This is a genomic window from Bradyrhizobium sp. MI1.3 (assembly GCF_055811695.1).
The window spans coordinates 86,144-107,155 of sequence record NZ_JBVVPQ010000020.1; the positions used below are offsets into that span (position 1 = coordinate 86,144).

Below are 21,012 nucleotides of genomic sequence, written 5' to 3' on the forward strand. Positions count from 1 at the left end.
AATGACGGTCATCTGCCGGATTCGACGCCGATCGTCCGCCGCTGGAAAGTCGACATGAGAGCAGTGAAATTCGCCGGCGCGGCGGTGGCCGCCGTCGTCATCGTGATCGCACTCCTGCTGGTGGTCGGGATCCCCTCGGGCTTCCTGACGTCGACGATTGCCTCGCGTGTTGAGAGCGCGACCGGCTATCGCCTGTCGATCGACGGCACGACCAGAATCAGCCTGTGGCCGACGCTGAACGTAACGCTGAACGACCTCACGCTTGCCGACCCCAAGGACCGCAGCGGCATCACGCGCCTGACCATCGACAGCGTGCAGGCCGACATGTCGCTCTCGAGCGTCTGGTCGGGCCGCCCGAAGATCAGCGAACTCGTCGTCACCCATCCCGTGCTCTACCAGCCGCTGCTGCGTGAACGCCTGCCGAATGCCGGCGGCACGTCGAAGCCGGTCGCGCTCGATACCGACGGCGCCGCCATCGACCGCGTCAAGGTCACCGATGGCGAGATCGCATTCGCGCGCATGCGCGATCGTGTCGAGAGCCGCATCAGCGCCGTCAATGCCGATGCCATCGTCGGTCGCGACCGCAAGGTCAACATCACCGGCACCGCACGGGTCGGCGAGCATCCGACCAAGTTCGACATCAAGGCAACCACGCCGGCGCCGCCGGCCGACCGGCCGACCATTCCGGTGGATTTCGCCATCGACATGCCGGACGTGCTGAAGTCCCGGCTCGCAGGTCATGCCGAGATGCGGCTGAGCGGCGACGTCGTGATGATCAACGGCGTGAGCGGCACGCTCGGCGACGGCGCGTTCAACGGCTGGGCCTCGGTCGATATCGCGAGCAAGCCTCTGGTCAAGCTCGATCTCGACTTCCAGCGGCTCGCGATCCCGCTGGCGAAATCGCCGGAAGGCGCGTCCGGCCAGCCCTGGAGCGATGCGCCGATCGATGTGTCCGCGCTCAACTATGTCGATGCGCAAATCAGGATCTCCGCGCATGAGGCGGTGATCGGCGAGGCACGCCTCGCGCCGCTGGCGGTCGATGCAAAACTCGCCGGCGGCGTGCTGAAGGCCGGCACCGCCAATCTCGGCGCCTATGGCGGCCAGGTCACGGGCGAATTGATCCTGGATGCCACCAGCGGCGCGCCGAGCTTTGCCATGCATTCCGACCTCGCCGGCGTGCGCGCGCTGCCGCTGCTGCAGGGCCTCGCCGAATTCGACCGGATCGACGGCAAGCTGCAGGCCAAGCTCGCGCTGCGCAGCGCCGGCACCAGCCAGCGCGCGCTGATGGCGAACATGCAAGGCACGGCCTTCGTCAATTTCCAGGACGGCGCCATTCGCGGCATCAACGTCGCACAGATGATCCGCTCGCTGACATCGGGCACGCTGTCCGGCTGGCAGGAAAACGGAGACAGCAGTCGGGAGCAGAGCACGGATTTGTCGCAGCTCTCGGCGTCGTTCCGGATCGACAAGGGCCAGGCGGTGACCACCGATCTCAACCTGACCGGACCGCTGGTCCGCGTGACCGGCGCCGGCACGATCGCACTCGACACCAAGATGATGGGCTTCCGCGTCGAGCCGAAGCTGGTGATGACGACCGAAGGCCAGGGTCGCGCCGCCGAGCCGGTCGGCTTCGGCATTCCCGTGATGATCCAGGGCACCTGGTCGCAGCCACGGATCTATCCTGACATGGCCGGCATGCTGGACAATCCGGATGCCGCCTATGCCAAGCTGCGCGAGATGGGCAAGGGGCTGTTCGGCGCTGATGGCGCCGGGCTCGGCAACATCTTGGGCAGCCTTGGTCTCGGAGGGACCACCGCGCCGGGTGGCGGCAATGCGGCCGGCAATGCCAATCCGCAAACCCAGCAGCCCGCCGGACAGAACAATTTGCTCGGTGGCCCCCTGGGCGAGGCGCTCGGCAATCTGATCCAGCAGGGACTTTCCGGTGGCGCGGGAAACGGCACGGCGACTGGGACTGGCACCGGCACTGGCACCGGCCGCAGCCGCAGCCTGCCTGCGGCGCCATCCCCATTGACGCCGCAAGCCTCGCCGGCGTCCCCCGCCCTGGAGGACCCGCCGGCGGCGCAGCAGGACAGCCAGCCGATGAACGACGTGCTGCGACAGCTCTTTAATCGATGATTGCAGGACCAAAGCGCTGGACTCCCAGCCCTCCCTTGCCAAGCCCATCCCCTTACATCGGCTTGCCCGGCAGCGGCTTCCTCCAAACGGACGAGACTGCGACAATTCACCATGCTTGCGCCTGCCCAGCGTCCAAGGCGGATAACCAAGACGGGTAACCACGCCGGCTGCTCGGCCGGCCCTTGACCAGTCCCTTCACAGTCCCCTGGACCAAATTGTGCTAGAAGGCTCGCAGGGTCCGTGCGGACCGTAGCGCCGGCGCTGATGGTGGCGCGAGAGGATCGGGATGGCAGGAGCGAACGACAAGACACGGTTTCTGCGCGAGGGTCTGTTCGCCAAATACGTCGTCTCTCTTGTCGGCCTCGTCGTGTTCGTGCTCGCCGTCAACGGCGCGATGGAGAGCTGGATCTCCTACCGCGCCACCAAGACACAGCTGACCGACGGTCTCGAGGACAAGGCGCAGGCAGCCGCGCGGCGGATCGAGCAGTCGATCTCCGAGCTCGAGCGCCAGATCAGCTGGGTGACGCGGGCGAGCCAGGACACGCTCGAGAAGCGCCGCGCCGACTATGCCCAGCTGCTGCACCAGGTCTCGGTCGTCACTCAGCTGTTCCAGCTCAACGGCGACGGCCGCGAGGTGCTCCGCGTCTCGCGCCAGTCGACCACGACCGGCAGCAATGCCGACCTCTCCCGCGACATGCGCTTCACCGACACCGTCGCCCGCGGCGTCAGCTACGCACCGGCCTGGTTCTCCGACCGGACACCGTTCATGTCGATCTCGGTGGCGCATTCCGGTTTCAACGCCGGCGTCACCGTGGCCGAGCTCGATCTCAGCTTTCTCTCCGAGTACCTCTCCGACGCCCAGGTCGGCAAGGCCGCGTTCGCCTATGTGGTCGATCCGCGCGGCCGCGTGCTGGCGACGTCCTCGAAAGGGCCCGAAATCGGCAAGGACCTGTCGAAGCTGCCGCAGGTTGCGGCCGCGGTCGCACCGGGCCACGCGCCCGACAATTCGGGCACCGACTTCAACGGCCATGCGGTGATGAGCGCCGCGAGCACTGTGCCGAAGCTCGGCTGGAGCGTGTTGTTCGAGCAGCCGACCACGCAAGCCCTGATGCCGATCCGCGACCAGCTGGTGCGCATTGCGCTTTTGATCGGCATGGGCCTGCTGGTCGCAATCCTTGCCGGCACGCTTCTGGCGCGCCGCATGATCATTCCGATCACGGCGCTGCGCGACGGCGCGCACAAGCTCGGCGAGGGCGATTTCAGCCATCGCATCGAGGTGCACACCGCGGACGAGCTGGAAGATCTCGCCGGCCAGTTCAACCGCATGGCCAGCCAGATCCAGGAGACCTATTCGGATCTGGAGACCAAGGTCGAGGAGCGCACCCGCGATCTCGCGCAGTCGATCAACGAGCTCAAGGTGCTGGAAGAGGTCGGCCGCGCGGTCGCCGCCTCGCTCGATCTCAACGCCGTGCTGCCGACGATCGCCGCGCGCGCCATCGAGATCACCCATGCCGACGCGGTGCTGATCTACGGCTATGAGGCCGAGGCGCGCCGCTTCAAGCTGGTCGAGGCCAACGGCATCGACAAATCCGCCGACGGCGCCCATGTCACCATCGACGAGGGCCAGGATATCCTGAGCGATGCGGCCGGCAGCGGCGAACCGATCGCGATTTCAGATCTCGACCAGGCCTCCGAGCAGCCGCTGCGCGACGTCGCGATCGCGGCCGGCTTCCACTCGGTGCTGGTGGTGCCGCTGGTGGACCAGCAGGGCACGCTCGGCTCGCTGGTGGTGCTGCGCCGCGCCAGCGGCGAGTTCGCCGCCAGCATCATCGGCCTGATGCGCACCTTTGCCAACCAGGCCGTGCTGGCGATGCGCAATGCGCGGCTGTTCACCGAGGTCGACCACAAGGGCCGTGAGCTCGCGGCTGCGCACGAAACCGTGCAGCAGCAGGCCGCCAAGCTCCAGGAGCAGACCGAGCAGCTGCGCAACTGGAACCGCTCGCTGGAAGAGCGGGTCGAGAAACAACTCGGCGAGATCGGCCGCATTAAGCGGCTCGAACGCTTCCTCGCGCCGCAAGTCGCTCAGCTGATCGCCTCGTCCGACGGCCACGATGCGCTGCTCGACAGCCACCGCCGCGAGGTCACCGTCGTGTTCTGCGATTTGCGCGGCTTCACCTCGTTCACGGAGGCGACCGAGCCGGAAGAGGCGATGAACGTGCTGCGCGAATATCACGCCGCGCTTGGCGAGCTGATCCACCGCTATGAAGGCACGCTCGACCGCTTTGCCGGCGACGGCGTGATGATCCTGTTCAATGCGCCCATCCAGTTCGCCGACCACACCAAGCGCGCGGTGAAGATGGCCGTCGAGATGCGCGACACGATCGGCGCCCTGACCGAGAAATGGAAGAACCGCGGCCACTCGCTCGGATTCGGCGTCGGCGTCGCCATGGGCTACGCCACGCTCGGCCAGATCGGCTTCGAGCAGCGGCTCGAATATGCCGCGATCGGGAGCGTCACCAATCTCTCCTCCCGCCTCTGCGACGAAGCCAAGGCCGGCCAGGTCGTCGTCAGCCGCCGCGTCTACGGCATGGTCGAGCCCTGGGTCGAAGCCCGCGCGCTCGACGATCTCGTGCTCAAAGGTTTTAACCACCCCGTGCTCGCGATGGAGATTCTGTCGTGGCGCGAGGAGGTCGAGAACGTGGTGGACGCCGCCGCGGCAAGGCGGCGCGGCTAGCCAAAACAAAAAACTGCGAAAACAACCCCATGCACAGTAGCCGGGGCCTGCAAGATCAATGGCTTACGCGGGCACGGAATGGGCTGGAAGCGGTGCGGGTGATCACGCCCCGCGCTTCGGCCCCATCGCCTCGAACCCGGCCTTCTGCTCGTCGCTCAGGTCCGCCTCGAAATCATCGAGCGCGTCACTGACGCCGTTCACCGCCTGCAGCATCGTCTCCAGCCGCGCCTTCGCGGCGGTGAGGCGGGCCTGTGGTGTCGGTCCGGCCTGTGACGGACAGGCGCTGAGCGTTTCCATGGTGCGCAGCGTGGTGTCCTGGAGCACGTCGAGGCGGGCGCGGCCGGTGTCGTCGAGCTTGAGCGTGGAGGCGATCTCGGCCGCGGGCCATTGCTGCTGAATGAGCTGCTCGTATTGGCGCTGCAGCTTCTCGTCGTAGCGGGGATCGCTGTCCGCCTGGCAGGCCGATGCCGCCTGCGGATTCTTTTGCTGGATCGCTGCCAGCGCGGCGCGACGTTCGTTGGCTAGGCTGTCGAGCTTGGCCTTTTGGTCGTCGTCGAGGAGATCGACGAACTTGGCGAGGGATGGCGCGACGGCATCCGTTGCCTTGATCATGGCTTCGATACGCTCGCGCATCAGGCCGAGGCGCTCCATGGCCGTCGCGGGGACCTGCGTTGGACAGGCGGCGCGGATGGTGTCGCGCGCGGATGCCCACGTGGTCGCAAGCTCGTCGAGCGCTGTGCGCTGCAATTCATTCGGCTGCACGATAGCGGCGATGCGATCGACCGGCAGGCCGCCGGTGTCGCTGGCATCGCAGACCGTCTCCGCGGTCGGGACTCGCCGTCCGCGCCGGCCGTGCGGCGTGGTGTAGGCGGCAAGCTCCGTGGCCGCATAGGGCGCGAAGATCGCGGCATAGATATCGCCATAGCCATAGAGCGAGAGGCTGGTCGCATCGCCGAGGATGATTGCGGTGGTGAGGTCGTCATGTGCGAATGGCCAGAACACCGGGCCGACCCAGCCGTAGCTGCCGTCGGGATGGCGCCACCAGCCCTGCGGACGGCGGCCGCCACGCCAGCCCGACAGCGCGGCTTGCGCCGTCATCGCCGCACGCATTACGAAAGGATTGGCAGGCTGGCCGCGCTCCGAGCCGCGCGGATCTTGCGACCGCAACGCTGCGGACCGGTATCGGCTGCCCCGCACCGCCATGCGGGCATGGCGCAAGCGCGACATGCCGATCATGTGGCCGACGGCAAAGCGCGCGACACCGAGCGGGCCGCCGCGGAAGCCGAACTGCGCCTCGGCGCGACCTGGCAACAGCGCCGCCAGAATCACGAGGGTTACGCCCGATAACGCCAGCCGTAGCCTCGGCCTCAGCCTAGGCTGCAAGCGTGATCTCGACATGACCACTGACCTGTCCACCTTGGCCCTCCTCCGGCGCCAAGCGCGCATCGCGTCGCATCACAATGACGCGCGAGGGAACCAAATGTTCCGGAAGCGTACAGGGCAAAGCGTCGCGGTATTTGCTTAGGACGTCTCGGCGGCGCCTGAGCGAGCGCCTCGTCCTTCGAGGCGACCGCTTCGCGGCCTCCTCAGGATGAGGCTTGGCAGCGCATCCTTCTGCGTTGAATGCCGCCGCAGACTCATTCCTCATCCTGAGGGCCCGCCGCAGGCGGGCGTCTCGAAGGATGGCCGCAGGAGCCGCGGCGAAGCGCCGCCTTCACTCCGCCTTCTGCGGCAGCACGAAGGTCTGGCCAGGATAGATCAAATTGGGATTGTGGATCTTGGCGCGGTTTGCGTTGTAGATCACGGCAAAGCGGGCGCCGTCGCCATAAGCGAGCCGGCTGAGCGCCCATAGGCTGTCGCCGCGGGAGATCACCCGGCTGCCGCCTGTTTCCGCCGGTGCACCGCTGACGATTTCAGCCGGCGAGGCCGATGCGACGGTCGTGGCCGCGGGCGCCCGCGCCATCACCCCCGACCCGCCCTTTGGTTTCGGTGCGCCCATCACTCGGGGCCGGGCCGCAGGCCTGTCCGATACCGATGCCACAACATCCGACTTGTCGTCGGGCTTCTCGGCCTTCGGCTCCTGTTTCGCCTCTTGCCTTGCGGCCGGTGCAGGGCGCGCGGGCGGCGGCGCGGCTTCGGCGATCGTCACCGGCATGCTGCGGCCGGATTGCGTGACGGTGCCGTCAAGCGATTTCGCCCGCAGGGTCAGCTCATAGGAACCGGCGGGAAGCTGCGGCGGCGTCATGACGAATTGGCCCGAGGCATCCGCCACCACCGTGTCGATCGGCTTGCCGTCGCGCAACAGCTCGACCTTGGCGCCCGGCGTCGCCTGGCCCGCGATCACCGCCGCCTCGCCGTGATCGTCGACGCGTGCGACGTCGAAGCGGGGGCCGCTATCGGCAACCGCCGGCGGCGGCTTGACCGGTGCAAGATCGGCAAGCGCGGCCGTGACCTGCTTTTGCGTCTCGGCCAGCGCACCCGCCTTCGGCTCGGGGGCCGGTGCCGGAGACGCAGCTGGCGCCGGCGGCGCGACCGCGGCGAGCTTGGGCTCTTCCGGCTTGAGTTCCGGCTTGGGCTCGACCTTGAGTTCGGGCTTGGCGGCGATGTCGGTCTTCGCCCCGTTCGGCAGCAGGCGACGCAGCTCGGTGGGGCCGACCACTAGCACGGTGCCGCCCACCGCGAGCAGACAGAATGCAATGAAGGCCTTGGATGCGGTCACCATCGGAAACGAACCTTGATCAGGAAGAATTTTGCAAATCAATCGGCCCGGCAAGGTGCGCCGTTTTGGTCACGGCAGCAAGACGGTCGATAGGATGATGAGCCGGCACGGAGATGAACCGACGCACCCCCGCCGGTGTCAAATGCTCAAGGCCGCATCGCGGCATTTTTCTCGAGGAATTGTCCCGTGAACGCATTTTGCCGTCCCGCACAATGGCCTGTTGGGCTGGTGCTTGCCCTGACAATGGCCGCAACTCCAGGGCTCGCCGCGTCCGGCCCGCCGCCGGATTACATCCTCACCGACAATGCCGATCTCGCCTTCACCTCACCCGACGGCGCCACGGGGATCGAGCAGTACATGAAGGACGGCGGGGATTTCGACGTCAAATGGCAGGCCTGGACGAGGCGTGGCGAACAGATGACGGAGCTCAAGCCCGAGCAGGGCTACGGGGCCGGCTTCCGTTGGACCCCCGACTCGCAATGGCTGGTGCGGATGCAGAAGACCGGCTCCGGCGAGCAGGACCTCTATCTCTACCATGCCGAGAAGGGTGCCTTCGTCAGCGCGACGAAGACCTCGCTCAGCGACTTGGCCTGGGCCTATTTCCACGGCCGGCCGGACACTGGGAAGATGAAGCTCGACTACCACATCTCGGCCAATCTCGTGAAAGGCACCGAAGAGGCCTATCGCGGCCTTGGCGTGCACTGGCCGGACAACCGTTACCTCGTGATCTCGTTGTCGGGCGAAATGGACAAGCACCCGAAGAACGTCGCCGTGAAGGGATTGGCCGACTGGCGCTGCCGCTATGATCTCAAGACCGGGGCTTTCGACGTGCCATCGATGTTCGCCAAGTCCAATGCGGAAGCGTTGAGATGGGAAATCCGACGCTGAGGGAACCGTGGTCCACCGCGCCTTCAGACAAGCGAGGGAACCAACCCTCTGATTCCGTTCCGATTCATGCTTTTCTAACCCTCACTGGTAACGCGCTCTTGTCGGTTTTGCCGCATCTTGCATCCCACGGGAGGACTGCATGGGCACATCGATCCGATGGAGCGCGCGCATGCGCGCGTTGCTGCGCCGTTGGCGCGGAGCGCCGCTGACATGGCTGATCGCAGGCGGCTTCGTGCTGATGGCCGCAATGGCGATCGGCACCGCGCTCACCGTCGACCGCTTCCGGCAGAATGCAATTGAAAGCGGCCGTGACAGCGTGGAGAGCGCGGTCCGATTGCTCGCCCGCCATTTCGACCGCGAGTTCGAGGATTTTGCGGTGCTGCAGAAGAGCATCATCGCGGAACTCGAAAGCCATGGCATCGAATCCGCAGACGTCTTCCGCAGCGAGATGGGCACGCTCGCCATGCACGAGGTGTTGCGCGCCAAAGCCAGCGGCTGGTCCGACGTCGCCGGCGCCAATTTGTTCGACGCCAAGGGCGTGCTGATCAACTCGTCGCGGCGCTGGCCGGTCGCCGATGTTTCGGTCGCCGACCGCGGCTATTTCGATCGCCTCAAGAACGATCCGGCTTCGCAGGAGGAGGTCGAGGTCGTGCCCGGACGGTTGGGCAGCGGACCGGTCATCGTATTCGCGCGCCGCGTCTCCGGCCCCCACGGCGAATTCCTCGGGTTGGTCTCGCGGGCGGTCGCGCCGGAGCAACTCGAATCCTTCTTCGCCTCGAGCGGGCTCGGCGAGGATTCCTCGATCGCGATGCATCACCAGAACGGCCAGTTGCTCGCGCGCGTTCCGCATGTGGAGGCGATGATCGGGCATAATTTCCGCAACGGCACGCGCGAGCAGATGGCGGTGTTCGAGCGAACCTTCGTCACGATGCAGCTCGCAAGCCCGATCGACGGCAAGGATCGCATCGTCGCCGCACGCCTCCTGACCGGCGAGCCGCTGGTCGTGGTCGCGACCAAGTCGCTGGATGCGGCGCTGGCGACATGGCACACGCAAACGAAATTCTTCGTGGCCGTCGCCGTGCTGTCGATCGGCCTGCTCGTGCTGACGCTCTATTTCATCTTCCGCCAGATGACGCGCCGGCTCGCCGCGGAGAAGCAGCAGCTCGACACCGCGATGAACACGATGACGCAGGGCCTCCTGATGTTCGACCAGGACGAGCGGCTGATCGTCTGCAACCGGCGCTACATCGAGATGTATGGGCTATCGGCCGATGTGGTGAAGCCGGGCGCATATTTCCGCCAGGTGATCCGGCATCGCCACGACACCGGCTCGTTCCACGGCGACGTCGATTCCTATTGCGACCGCATTTTGGGCGATGCCGGGCAGACGCAGAGCACGATCGTCGAGACCTCCGATGGCCGCCTGATCGAGATCAAGAACCAGCCCGGCGCCGCCGGCGGCTGGCTCGCGACACATGACGACGTCACCGAGCGCATCCGCGCCGACGAGCGCATCGCGCATATGGCGCATTACGACGCGCTGACCGACCTGCCCAACCGCGTGCTGATGCGCGGCCATCTGGAGCGGCGCGTCGCCGAGCTTGCCCAGGGCAAGCCGTTCGCGATCCTCTATATCGACGTCGACGAGTTCAAGGGCGTCAACGATTCGCTGGGACACGAGGTCGGCGACGAGTTGCTGCGCCAGGTCGCGAACCGCCTGCGCGCCTGCGTCAGCGGCAACGACATGGTCGCGCGGCTGGGCGGTGACGAATTCGCCATTGTCAAGGCCGGCACCCGCGACGACGCCGAGCTGACGGCCCTGGCCGAGCAGATCCTGAAGGCGCTGCGCGCGCCCGTGGACTGCAACGGCCAGGACATCCCGACCGATGCCAGCATCGGCATCGCGATCGCACCCGACCACGGCGACAATCCCGATGATCTGCTCAAGCGCGCCGATCTCGCGATGTATGCGGCAAAATCCGAGGGCCGCCGTACCTTCCGTGTCTTCGCGCCCGAATATGACGCCAAGGCGCGGCTGCGCCGCCAGCTCGAGTTCGATCTGCGGCAGGCGCTGGCCCGCGGCGAGTTCGAGGTGCACTACCAGCCGCTGGTCGATCTCGCGGCCAATGTCGTCACCGGCTGCGAAGCGCTGCTGCGCTGGCATCATCCGGAGCGCGGCATGGTCTCGCCCGCCGATTTCATCCCGGTTGCGGAAGAGACCGGATTGATCGGCGAGATCGGCGAATGGGTGCTGAGGCAGGCCTGTCTCGAGGCCGCCAGCTGGCCCGGCGACATCGACATCGCGGTCAACGTCTCGCCGGTGCAGTTCCGCTCGCGGACATTGGCGCTGAAGGTGGCAGCCGCGCTCGCCGAGTCGGGGCTCGCGCCCGGACGGCTCGAGCTCGAGATCACCGAGACCGTCCTGATCCGCGATGACCAGGAGGCGCTGACGATCCTGCAGCAGTTGCGCGAACTCGGGGTGCGCATCGCGCTCGACGATTTCGGCACCGGCTATTCGTCGCTGAGCTATTTGCATCGTTTTCCGTTCGACAAGATCAAGATCGACCGCAGCTTCATCAGCGACATCGGCGAACCCGAGGATTCCTCGCCGATCGTGCAGGCGGTGGTGCACATGGCCGCCGCCCGCCACATGGCGACGACCGCCGAAGGCGTCGAGACCGAAGCGCAGCGCGCGGTGCTGCTCCAGCTCGGATGCAGCCAGATGCAAGGCTGGCTGTTCAGCCCTGCCGTGCCGGCGGCGAAACTGAAGCAGCTGTTGTCGGCACAGGCGGCCGCGGCGTAGCGGCGCCCCGGTCATCCGGTCCCGCCGTTTGGAGGATGTGTCGCAGAATCGGACAAGGCTTGTCCGCTTCGAAATCCGGCCATCCCGCGCCACAAGCGTGCCCAATCGCGACGTCGATGTGACGGCCGTGTGGCGGCCTGCCCCCCTTTTCTTACAAGCACTTCCCCTCCCCGCCCGCCCGCCGTGCGTTCGCGAAAGCGCGGGCCGGCTTGGAGCAGGATCGGACAAAGCATGCCGGGTTCAGGAAATACGCACCGCAATCGCGGCGCATAGAACACGCGCCGTTCCGTACAAATGCGGACGACTGATCGAGAGCCCGAGCTGATCAGGAGGAGCCACACCATGACCGGGAACATTGCACTCATGCGCAATCCCTCGCACAAGGGCTTGCCGCCCGCACCCGACGCACAGCCTGACGACCGCTCGACGTCCGAACGGCGCGCCGCCGACGCGGAGATGGCGCGTGTGCTCAGGACCGAGCCGTTTCGCGTGGCGCTGGACTCCTCGGGTGCCGGTATCGCGCACTGGAAGCATGATCCGCTGCACGACGTCGTCGAGCCCATGCGCCACCACGTGGTCATGGCGCATAAAGGCGTGATGCAGCGCATGGAGCGGCGCTCGGGAAAATCGATCTCGATCGGCACGTTTCGTCCGGGGGTCGTGAACATCGTTCCGGAAGGGTCGAGCTCCCGATGGGACATTCCGAAGCCCGTCGACGTCGTGCAGCTTTACCTTCCCGACGCAACGCTGCAGCGCATCGCCGGCGAGGCCGGAACCGCCGGGCCCGCCGAATTGATTGAGCGAACGGCGCATCCCGACACGATCACGTCCCGACTGCTCCTGAGCGCGGCGGATTCGCTGGAGAGCCATGGCGTGCTTGATACGCTGTTCCGGCATCAGCTCACGGATCTTCTGGCCACGCGCCTTTTGGCTGCGCATGCAGGCTCGCCAACCACGTTCCAGCCGACCATGGGCGGACTGGCGCCGAAGGTCCTGCTCCGTGCAATCGAACGATTGCGCTCCGATAGCGAAGCGGACGTCTCGCTCGATGCGCTGGCGTCCGATGCCGGGCTATCGCGCTTCCATTTCTGCCGGTCCTTCAAGGAGAGCACCGGGCTGTCGCCGCATGCCTGGCTGCGCCAGCACCGGCTCGAGCAGGCCATGAACATGCTGCGGGAGAGCGACGAATCGATCGTCTCGGTCGCCGCGGCGCTTGGTTACTCCTCGCAGACCGCCTTCGCCGCGGCATTCAAGAAGCTGACGGGCGAGACGCCGAGCGATTGGCGCAGGCGCATGCGTTAGCAGCAATCTCTCGACAACGACGGCAATCGCGCTGGGGCACCGGCAAATCGGGTCAGCTACATCATCTCCATGTCCAGACCAATCGAGGGAGACCAAAGATGACCTGGAAAAACTTCGTCAACCGACGGCTGATTGCCTCACGCCGCCGAAGCCTTGCGACCGCGACCTTGTACGGACTCTCGCTGGCCGTTCGCTTCACGTCGGCGACGGGCGAGGAAGTGGAAATTCCAGCTTACACCATGCACCCGGCACAGCCGCCCGTTTCCATCATGATCCGAAATGGCCCCGGCCTTCCCTATCAGGACTGGAGTCGAAGTGAGCTTCAGCCCGTTGTCCTAGGCTACGGCCGGCCACCGAATTCGCTGCAGGCACGCTGCATCGCGCCTTAAGACCAGCGACCCAACCCACCTCCACGCGCCGACGCCGGACGCTGCCCCCAACGCAGCAGCGCGGTCGCGCGCGGTCTTTCGAAAAGCAACCAAGGAGAGAATCCATGCGACTCATCATCATCGGCGCCGGCTTCGCCGGCATGTACGCCGCCCTTTCCGCAGCCCGGCTGCGCGACATCCGAGGCGTCTCGCCGCAAGATCTGCAGATCGCGCTCGTCTCACCGGAGCCGACGCTGGTGGTCCGTCCGCGGCTCTACGAGCCGAAGCCGGAAACCCTGACGGCCCCGCTGCTCGACGTCCTCGAGGCGATCGACGTCGACTACATCCAGGGCAGCGCCGAGAGGATCAACACCGAGGCCCGAACGGTGCAGATCACGCCCGCGAAGGGCGCGCGAAAGACGCTGTCCTACGACCGCCTCGTCGTGACCACCGGCAGCCGGCTGTTCCGTCCGAACATTCCGGGCCTCGCCGAGCATGCTTTCAGCGTCGATTCGCTCGACGATGCCGTTGCGCTCGACAAGCATCTGCATGGTCTCGCGAAGCGGCCTGCCGTGAACGGACGCGACACGGTCGTCGTCGCCGGCGGCGGCTTCACCGGGATCGAGGCGGCCACCGAAATACCGGCGCGGCTGCGCGAAATCCTGGGCCCCAATGCCAGGACGCGCGTCGTCATCGTCGATCGCAACACTGCGATCGCACCCGACATGGGTGCAGGCGCCCGCCCCATCATCGAGGAAGCCTTGCGCAAGGTTGGCGTAGAGACACGGCTCGGCGCCGGCGTCGCCGCGCTCGACGAGAGCGGCGTCACCCTGTCCAGCGGTGAGCACATCGAAACCGAGACGGTGATCTGGGCGGCGGGCATTCGTGCGGCGCCGTTGACCGGGCAGATTCCCGCCGAGCGCGACAATTTCGGACGGTTGCTGGTCGATCGCTGCTTGCAGGTGCCAGGCGTTCAGGGTGTCTTCGCGGCCGGCGACGCAGCACGCGCCGCCTGCGACGACGAGGGCAATTACGCGCTGATGTCGTGCCAGCACGCCACGCGGATGGGTGCCTTTGCCGGCAACAACGCCGCGGCCGAATTGCTCGGCGTTCCGACCAGGCCCTACCACCAGAAGGCCTATGTCACGTGCCTCGACCTTGGCGAAGCCGGTGCGCTGTTCACACGCGGATGGGAGCGCAAGGTCGAGCTGGTCGGCGACGTCGCCAAGAAGACCAAGCGTGAGATCAACACCGTCTGGATCTATCCGCCGAAGGCGGAGCGCGCCCTGGCGCTCGCGTCGGCCGATCCGGAACGGGTGACCGAAGTCTAGACGCCCACGTGATGATGGCCGCGCTCCCGCGGGGCGCGCGGCCGCCACTGCAGACCGATCAATCAGGAGCCCACAGCATGAACCAGCAGATCCGCAACCTCGCGTTCGCGATGCCGCTGACGAACCCGGCTTTCCCGCCCGGCCCGTATCGCTTCATCAATCGCGAATATTTCATCATCCAGTACCGGACCGACCCAGAGGCATTGCGCCGGATCGTGCCGGAGCCGCTGGAGCTGACCGAGCCTGTGGTGAATTACGAATTCATTCGCATGCCCGATTCCACCGGCTTCGGCGACTACACGGAAAGCGGCCAGATCATCCCGGTGTCCTTCCGCGGCCAGACCGGCAGCTTCGTCCACCAGATGTTCCTCAACGACCATCCGCCGATCGCCGGTGGCCGCGAGCTGTGGGGCTTTCCCAAGAAGCTGGCCCAGCCGAAGCTGGCCGTCGAGACCGATACCCTGGTCGGTACGCTGGACTACGGTTCGGTGCGCATCGCCACCGGCACCATGGGCTACAAGCATCGCGCCCTCGATCTTTCCGCCGAAGCACGGAAGCTCATCGCGCCAAATTTCCTGCTGAAGATCATTCCGCATGTCGACGGCACCGCGCGCATTTGCGAGCTGGTCCGCTTCCATCTCGAAGACGTGACGGTGAAGGGCGCGTGGACGGGGCCCGCCGCGCTCGATCTCTTCTCCCACGCGCTCGCGCCGGTCGCCGAGCTGCCGGTTCTTCAGGTGCTCTCGGCCAAGCATATCGTTGCCGACCTGACGCTCGGATTAGGCACCGTGGTGCACGACTATCTGGAGCGGTCCGCGGTGGCGCGATCGCGTGGAGCCGAAGCTGAAATCCTGACCGAAACACAGGCCGGCTGACCGAACGGGTCGCATTGCAAGGAGTAGTCGCCATGTTCAACGTGACGCGCGAACAAATCGATTCCGCACGACCGATCAATCCGCTGCCCTACGACGTCGTTGCGCTGGTGCTGCAGGGTGGCGGCGCGCTCGGCGCCTACCAGGCGGGCGTCTACGAAGGCTTGCACGAGGCCGGGATCCGGCCGAACTGGCTGGCGGGCATCTCGATCGGCGCGCTCAACGCCGCCATCATCGCGGGCTCCCCGGAAGACGAGCGCGTGGCGCGGCTGCGCGAGTTCTGGGAGACGATCTGCGCAACCCCGGTGGAATGGCCTGCCGGCGAGGGACTGGCCGGCGCGCTACCCTTCGCGTTCGACTTCAACTCCCTGCACAACACGCTTGCCGCGATGCGCGCGCTGTTCCAGGGCCAGCCCGGCTTCTTCAGGCCGCGCTTCCCCTCGCCCTTGTGGTCGCCCTTCTCGGGCGACGCGTCGACCAGCTTCTATGACACGGCGCCGTTGCAGCGGACGCTGGAACAGCTGGTCGATTTCGACCGGCTGAACTCGGGCGAAGTGCGCGTCAGCGTCGGCGCGGTCAACGTCCGCACCGGCAATCTCACCTATTTCGATACAGCCGAGCGGCGGCTCGGTCCGAAACACTTCATGGCCTCGGGCGCGCTGCCGCCCGGATTTCCCGCCGTCGAAATCGACTCCGAGCACTACTGGGATGGTGGCGTGGTCTCCAACACGCCTCTCTCCCGCGTGCTGTCGGGCGATGCGAAAGACACGCTGACGTTCCAGATCGATCTCTGGTCGGCGCGGGGCCGCGTGCCGCACGACATGATGGAGGTTTCGAGCCGACAGAAGGACATTCAGTATTCCAGTCGCACCCGCGCCGTCACCGACCAGGCGCTGCGGATGCAGAAGATGCGTCAGGCGCTGCAGCGGACGATCGACAGATTGCCGGAGGCCGCAAGAAACGATCCGGAGATGCACGCCATCGCCGAGCTCGCCCGTCACCGCTCCCACAACATCATCCACCTGATCTACCAGTCCAAGCTCCATGAGGGTCACTCCAAGGACTACGAGTTCGGACCGAAGGCGATGCGCGCGCACTGGCAAAGCGGGCGGGACGACATCCGCCGCACGCTTGCCGACGGACGGCGCCTCGAGCCGCCGCCTTCCGAACTCGGCATCGTCACCCACGACATTCACCGCCGCGATTGACGTCGCCGGCAACCATCATCGAAAGGAGTTTTTCATGTTGAAAGGCAAAGTAGCGATCGTCACCGGATCGACCAGCGGCATTGGCCTCGGGATCGCAAGAGAGCTGGCCAGCCTCGGCGCCGATATCGTCCTGAACGGCTTTGGCGAACCGGGAGCAATCGAGAACATCAGGGCCGGCATCGAACGCGAGGACGGCGTGCGCGTCGCGTATGACGGCACCGACATGTCGGATGGCGAGGCCGTGCGCGGAATGATCGAGGCGGCGATCGAAAAATTCGGACGGCTCGACATCCTCGTCAACAATGCCGGCATCCAGTTCACCGCGCCGATCGAGGAGTTTCCACCCGCCAAGTGGAGGGCCATTCTCGACATCAATCTGTCGGCCGCCTTTCACGGCATCGCTTCAGCCGTGCCTCAGATGAAAAAGCAGCGATGGGGTCGCATCGTCAACATCGCCTCCACGCATGGCCTCGTCGCATCCACCCACAAGGCAGCCTATGTCGCGGCCAAGCATGGCCTCGTCGGCCTTACCAAGGTGGTAGGGCTTGAAACCGCCGGCAGCGGCGTCACTTGCAACGCAGTCTGTCCCGGCTGGGTGCGCACGCCGCTCGTGGAGAAACAGATTAGCGACATCGCGGCGGAGAAAGGCATCAGCCAGAAGCAAGCAGCCGACGAGCTTCTCGCCGAAAAGCAGCCGTCGCTGGACTTCGCCTCCCCGAAGCAGATCGGTGGCACCGTCGCCTTCTTGTGCTCGGCCGCGGCCGACCAGATCACCGGGACGACGATCTCCGTCGATGGCGGCTGGACCGCGCAATGAGCGCGTGACGAGCCTCTAATCCACCAAGCGATGACGGCCGCGCTCTCCCTGGCGGCGCGGCTTGCTCAACCAGGACCAGCCAGAGTCAACACCAACCAAGCGCCCAACGCTCGAACAGGAGACCAACATGAATCTGCACAATACCTCATATCCCGTGTCATCGGGACCCGAAGAGCTCGTTCCGTCGCGCTACGCGCTGAAGATCGGCGAGATCGACGTGCTGGTGGTCAGCGACGGCGTGCTGCCGCTGCCGACCAAGATGCTCGCGCACAACGCTGACCCGGCGGTGCGGGCGACCTGGCTGCACGACATGTTCCTGCCGCAGGACGCTTTCGACTGGGCGCTGAACGCCGTCATGGTCCGCAGCGGCGGCAAGACCATCCTCATCGACGCCGGACTGGGCTCGGACCCGAACCTGAACTTGCCGCGCGCCGGACAGTTGATCAGGCGACTGGCGGCCGCCGGCATCGATCTTTCGGCGGTGACCGATCTGGTGTTGACCCATCTGCACATGGACCACATTGGCGGCCTGCTGGTCGACGGCGTGAAGGAGCAGCTGCGCAAGGACCTGCGTATCCATGTCGCGGCCGCCGAGGTCAAATTCTGGGAAAAGCCTGATTTCTCCCGCACTGCCATGCCGGAAGGGTTTCCGGACGCGCTTCGATCGACCGCCAAGCAGTTCCTGAAGGAGTACGGCCCTCAGCTGCGGCTGTTCGATGACGAGCACGAGATTGCGCCCGGCGTCATCGCCCGTCGCACCGGCGGTCACACCCCCGGACACAGCGTGGTTCGCATGGCGTCCGGCGATGACGCGCTGACATTCGCCGGCGATGCCGTGTTTGCCGTCGGGTTCGAGCAACCCGACTGGTTTAACGGTTTCGAACACGACCCCGAGGAGGCCGCGCGCGTTCGCGTTCATCTGTTGCGACAGCTTGCCGAGACCGGCGAAATGCTGGTGGCGACGCACCTGCCGTTCCCGTCCGTGGGCCGGGTGGCAGCCGACGGCGAGGCCTTCCGTTGGGTGCCGGTGTTCTGGGACTACTGACCGCTTGCCGGGTTAGGGCTGAAGCAGGGCGCGGACTCGATAAGTCCGCGCCCTTGAAAATAGGATCAAACATCGACCCTCGCGGTTGCCCTGCTGAGACGGCTGGAACCCGATCAGCGGGCGCCAGCCGGCATTGCGTCACGTGCAGCGCAGGCGGCTCCTCGTCTGCGCTCTTGCGCGCGCGAGATCGAGCGAGGAGATATGGCGATCGCGGCATTCAGGATGATCACTCTCGTAGCGGTTGCTGCCATGATCGGCCCGTCCGTGCAGGCCCGCGACGACGGTCGCTACGCGAACTCTCCCCTCAAGGGCTGGTTCGAGAGCCTGCACAGCAAGGGCGGCGGTCCCTGCTGTGCCGACGCCGACGGCACCGCCCTGGACGACGTCGACTGGGACACGAGCAACGGACATTATCGTGTCAGGCTCCTGGGCGACTGGATCGAGGTGCCGGACGACACCGTGATCACCGAGCCAAACCGCGCCGGCCGCACCATGGTCTGGCCGTATTACGTCAACGGCCGCGCCAAGATCCGCTGCTTCATGCCCGGCAGCATGATTTGAGATTTTGAATTCTAATGTCCCGGGCGCGGCGCAGCATGCAACGATGCGCCTTGAACCGGACGCGCGGGCTCACTTGATTTGCTTGGCCGCGTGGATCTCGACGAACTCGGCGTCGGGATGGGCGACGATGGTGGCGAACATGATGCCACTGATGATGAGCGACCAGGCGGTGTCCCAATAAATCCAAAACACGTGCCAGCCTCCGTTTCGATCTGCTCCGCCCGCGGGATCAGGGTAACGGCAAGGCGAGGCTGCCGTTCCCAGTCCGCGAGCGGCGCGGGCGAGGTGCTATTTTGGTTTGGTCGGCGCGGCGTTGGTATCGGTTTGGCCGGTGTGGCGCTTTGCCACGACGTCCTCATCGCGCTCGGCCTGACGCGGGCGCGGCGGCGACTTGGGCTGGCCCGCCTGACCGCCATGCTTGCCGCCCATGTCGGGCTTACCTTCGAGATCGTTTTCACGGGGCATGCCGGTTCAATGCGCTCGCGCGGCATTGGTTCGGTTCGCCTGTGAACGAGTTCATAGGATAGCCGCGATTTGCAGCGCACGATCGCCAGGCCCACCCCCGGGAGCATTCTCATTCATATGACTGACGGATTCGGCCCGATGCGGAAACGACTTGTCGCCTGGACGATCCTGACCTGCGCGCTGCTCGCGGTCACCGTGTGGACCGTGCTCGGGCCGCCCCACACCCCGCCCGGGCCCCATCTGCCCTCCCGCACAGCGGCGATACGGTAAGCCTCCCACCGATACCATTTCGGCATCAATCGATCCCAATTGGAATTTGGTGCGGCGGGGCGGCTGCCGCTATCCTCCCGGCAAAACGACAAATGCCGCACCGGCATCCAGGAGGGACCCCATGCTGAGACCGACCCGACGCATCAGATCCGGCGTACCCCGCGCCGCGATCGCCACCACGCTTGCTTTCCTCACTCTCATTTCTGGAGTCCGCGCCGGCATGGCCGAGACCTTCGCCTATGTCGGCAATGCCGACAGTAACGACATCAGCGTGTTCAAAATGGCCGAGAGCGGCGAGATGACGCCCGTGCAGAAGGCCGCCTTCACCGGCGTCGAAAAGCCCGGCTCCTCGACGCCGCTCGCGATCACGCCCGATCATCGCGTGCTGATCGCCGGTGTCCGCTCGCAGCCGTTCGTTGCGGTGAGCTTTGCGATCGATCCCAAGACGGGCCAGCTCAGCCATATCGGCAACGGCCCGCTCGCCGACAGCATGGCCAATATCGCCATCGACCGCGGCGGCAAATTCCTGTTCAGCGCCTCCTATGGCGGCAACAAGGTCGCACTGAATCCGCTGCTCGCCAACCGCGTCGCGGGCGAGCCGAAGCAGGTGATCCCGACCGGACTGAACGCGCACGCCTTCCTGCCCTCGCCCGACAACCGCTTCGCGTTCGCGACCAATCTCGGCTCCGACCAGATTCTTGCCTTCGCGTTCGACGCCACGACCGGCACGCTCACGCCGAGCGATCCGCCGGCTCACAAGGTGCCAGAGAAATCGGGGCCGCGGCATTTCGTGTTCCACCCCAACGGCAAGTTCGTCTATCTCCTCCACGAGCTGAACGGCGACGTCGCGGCGTTCGCCTATGAGGCCAAGGGCGGCGCATGGGACGAGATCCAGCGCACCAGCGCGCTGCCGGAAGGATTTACCGGAAAGCCCTGGGCCGCCGACATCCACATTACCCCCGACGGCCGTTTCCTGTACGCCTCCGAGCGTACCACCAGCACGCTCACCGCCTACAAGGTCGATGCAACCACCGGCAAGCTGACCACCATCGGCAGCGTGCCGACCGAGAAGCAGCCGCGCGGCTTTCACATCGATCCCAGCGGGCGCTACCTCGCCGCAGTCGGCGAGCTCTCCGACAGCATGACGGTCTATGCCATCGACCAGAGCAGCGGCGCGCTCGCCAAGCTGAAGTCCTATGCCACCGGCAAGAAGCCGAACTGGGTGGAGTTCTTGAGCCTGCCGTGAGATTGCTCCGCTGCGGGATGAGTTCGGCCTGCATGGTGCGAGACGCCCGCTTTGGCGGGCTCCTCACCATGAGGGTCTGACATCCCGCCGCGAAGCATGACCTCATCCTGAGGGCCCGCCGCAGGCGGGCGTCTCGAAGGATGGCCGCAGGGACAGTGGAAGACAGCGAACCTTGGCGCCGGTCCCGAAGACTAAATCAACGGGCGGCATCGCGCCGCCCGTGCTGCTGCGGCATTCTCATTCGGCC

Annotated in this window: 18 protein-coding genes; 14 read left to right on the forward strand and 4 right to left on the reverse strand. The window is 66.0% G+C overall.

The window, feature by feature from the left end; all coding sequences use genetic code 11:
* The first annotated feature begins 54 nt into the window (after window positions 1–54).
* Both AC0L3A_RS17110 and AC0L3A_RS17115 read left to right on the forward strand, forming a co-directional pair.
* The gene (locus AC0L3A_RS17110) at window positions 55–2,136 is read left to right on the forward strand and encodes an AsmA family protein (RefSeq protein WP_007599025.1); all 2,082 of its coding nucleotides are present in this window, start codon (window positions 55–57) and stop codon (window positions 2,134–2,136) included.
* Between the two features lie 286 nt (window positions 2,137–2,422).
* Window positions 2,423–4,870, forward strand: a complete 2,448-nt coding sequence (locus tag AC0L3A_RS17115) for an adenylate/guanylate cyclase domain-containing protein (protein WP_473254819.1) — start codon at window positions 2,423–2,425, stop codon at window positions 4,868–4,870.
* Between the two features lie 102 nt (window positions 4,871–4,972).
* Here AC0L3A_RS17115 and AC0L3A_RS17120 read toward each other — a convergent pair whose 3' ends face one another.
* Together AC0L3A_RS17120 and AC0L3A_RS17125 are read right to left on the reverse strand one after the other, a co-directional pair.
* A complete protein-coding gene (locus AC0L3A_RS17120; protein ID WP_473254820.1) occupies window positions 4,973–6,268 on the reverse strand; it encodes a Spy/CpxP family protein refolding chaperone in 1,296 nt (431 codons plus the stop codon).
* A 316-nt stretch (window positions 6,269–6,584) separates the two neighbouring features.
* On the reverse strand, window positions 6,585–7,592 hold the full coding sequence (locus AC0L3A_RS17125; RefSeq protein WP_473254821.1) for a LysM peptidoglycan-binding domain-containing protein: 1,008 nt from the start codon (window positions 7,590–7,592) through the stop codon (window positions 6,585–6,587).
* Between the two features lie 183 nt (window positions 7,593–7,775).
* On the opposite strand from AC0L3A_RS17125, the gene AC0L3A_RS17130 reads away from it, so the two are divergent.
* The 10 genes from AC0L3A_RS17130 to AC0L3A_RS17175 all read left to right on the forward strand — a co-directional run bounded on the left by AC0L3A_RS17130 (window position 7,776) and on the right by AC0L3A_RS17175 (window position 18,784).
* Entirely contained in the window at window positions 7,776–8,477 is a 702-nt protein-coding gene (locus AC0L3A_RS17130) for a TolB-like translocation protein (RefSeq protein WP_473254822.1), read from the forward strand.
* Window positions 8,478–8,616: 139 nt separating this feature from the next.
* On the forward strand, window positions 8,617–11,280 hold the full coding sequence (locus AC0L3A_RS17135) for a bifunctional diguanylate cyclase/phosphodiesterase (RefSeq protein ID WP_473254823.1): 2,664 nt from the start codon (window positions 8,617–8,619) through the stop codon (window positions 11,278–11,280).
* Between the two features lie 342 nt (window positions 11,281–11,622).
* Window positions 11,623–12,582, forward strand: coding sequence for a helix-turn-helix domain-containing protein (locus AC0L3A_RS17140; RefSeq protein ID WP_007599018.1), 960 nt, complete (start codon window positions 11,623–11,625; stop codon window positions 12,580–12,582).
* 98 nt (window positions 12,583–12,680) lie between these two features.
* Window positions 12,681–12,971 (forward strand): hypothetical protein, encoded by a 291-nt coding sequence (locus AC0L3A_RS17145; protein ID WP_007599017.1) that lies wholly within the window; start codon window positions 12,681–12,683, stop codon window positions 12,969–12,971.
* A 104-nt stretch (window positions 12,972–13,075) separates the two neighbouring features.
* Window positions 13,076–14,281, forward strand: coding sequence for an NAD(P)/FAD-dependent oxidoreductase (locus AC0L3A_RS17150; RefSeq protein WP_473254824.1), 1,206 nt, complete (start codon window positions 13,076–13,078; stop codon window positions 14,279–14,281).
* 77 nt (window positions 14,282–14,358) lie between these two features.
* A complete protein-coding gene (locus AC0L3A_RS17155; RefSeq protein WP_007599014.1) occupies window positions 14,359–15,156 on the forward strand; it encodes an acetoacetate decarboxylase in 798 nt (265 codons plus the stop codon).
* Between the two features lie 32 nt (window positions 15,157–15,188).
* Complete coding sequence (locus AC0L3A_RS17160) at window positions 15,189–16,361, forward strand: patatin-like phospholipase family protein (protein ID WP_473254825.1); 1,173 nt, start codon at window positions 15,189–15,191, stop codon at window positions 16,359–16,361.
* Between the two features lie 34 nt (window positions 16,362–16,395).
* On the forward strand, window positions 16,396–17,178 hold the full coding sequence (locus AC0L3A_RS17165) for a 3-hydroxybutyrate dehydrogenase (RefSeq protein WP_473254826.1): 783 nt from the start codon (window positions 16,396–16,398) through the stop codon (window positions 17,176–17,178).
* A 127-nt stretch (window positions 17,179–17,305) separates the two neighbouring features.
* Window positions 17,306–18,223 (forward strand): MBL fold metallo-hydrolase, encoded by a 918-nt coding sequence (locus tag AC0L3A_RS17170; RefSeq protein ID WP_473254827.1) that lies wholly within the window; start codon window positions 17,306–17,308, stop codon window positions 18,221–18,223.
* A 201-nt stretch (window positions 18,224–18,424) separates the two neighbouring features.
* Window positions 18,425–18,784 (forward strand): hypothetical protein, encoded by a 360-nt coding sequence (locus tag AC0L3A_RS17175; protein ID WP_219683375.1) that lies wholly within the window; start codon window positions 18,425–18,427, stop codon window positions 18,782–18,784.
* Between the two features lie 69 nt (window positions 18,785–18,853).
* Here AC0L3A_RS17175 and AC0L3A_RS17180 read toward each other — a convergent pair whose 3' ends face one another.
* On the reverse strand, window positions 18,854–18,976 hold the full coding sequence (locus tag AC0L3A_RS17180; protein WP_007599008.1) for a hypothetical protein: 123 nt from the start codon (window positions 18,974–18,976) through the stop codon (window positions 18,854–18,856).
* A 96-nt stretch (window positions 18,977–19,072) separates the two neighbouring features.
* Entirely contained in the window at window positions 19,073–19,249 is a 177-nt protein-coding gene (locus tag AC0L3A_RS17185; protein WP_219683392.1) for a hypothetical protein, read from the reverse strand.
* Window positions 19,250–19,387: 138 nt separating this feature from the next.
* Here AC0L3A_RS17185 and AC0L3A_RS17190 point away from each other — a divergent pair, with 138 nt between their 5' ends.
* Window positions 19,388–19,519: a hypothetical protein gene (locus AC0L3A_RS17190; protein WP_354127119.1), complete on the forward strand. Its 132-nt coding sequence runs from the start codon at window positions 19,388–19,390 to the stop codon at window positions 19,517–19,519.
* A gap of 121 nt (window positions 19,520–19,640) precedes the next feature.
* Complete coding sequence (locus tag AC0L3A_RS17195) at window positions 19,641–20,765, forward strand: lactonase family protein (protein ID WP_219683376.1); 1,125 nt, start codon at window positions 19,641–19,643, stop codon at window positions 20,763–20,765.
* The last annotated feature ends 247 nt before the right edge of the window (window positions 20,766–21,012 follow it).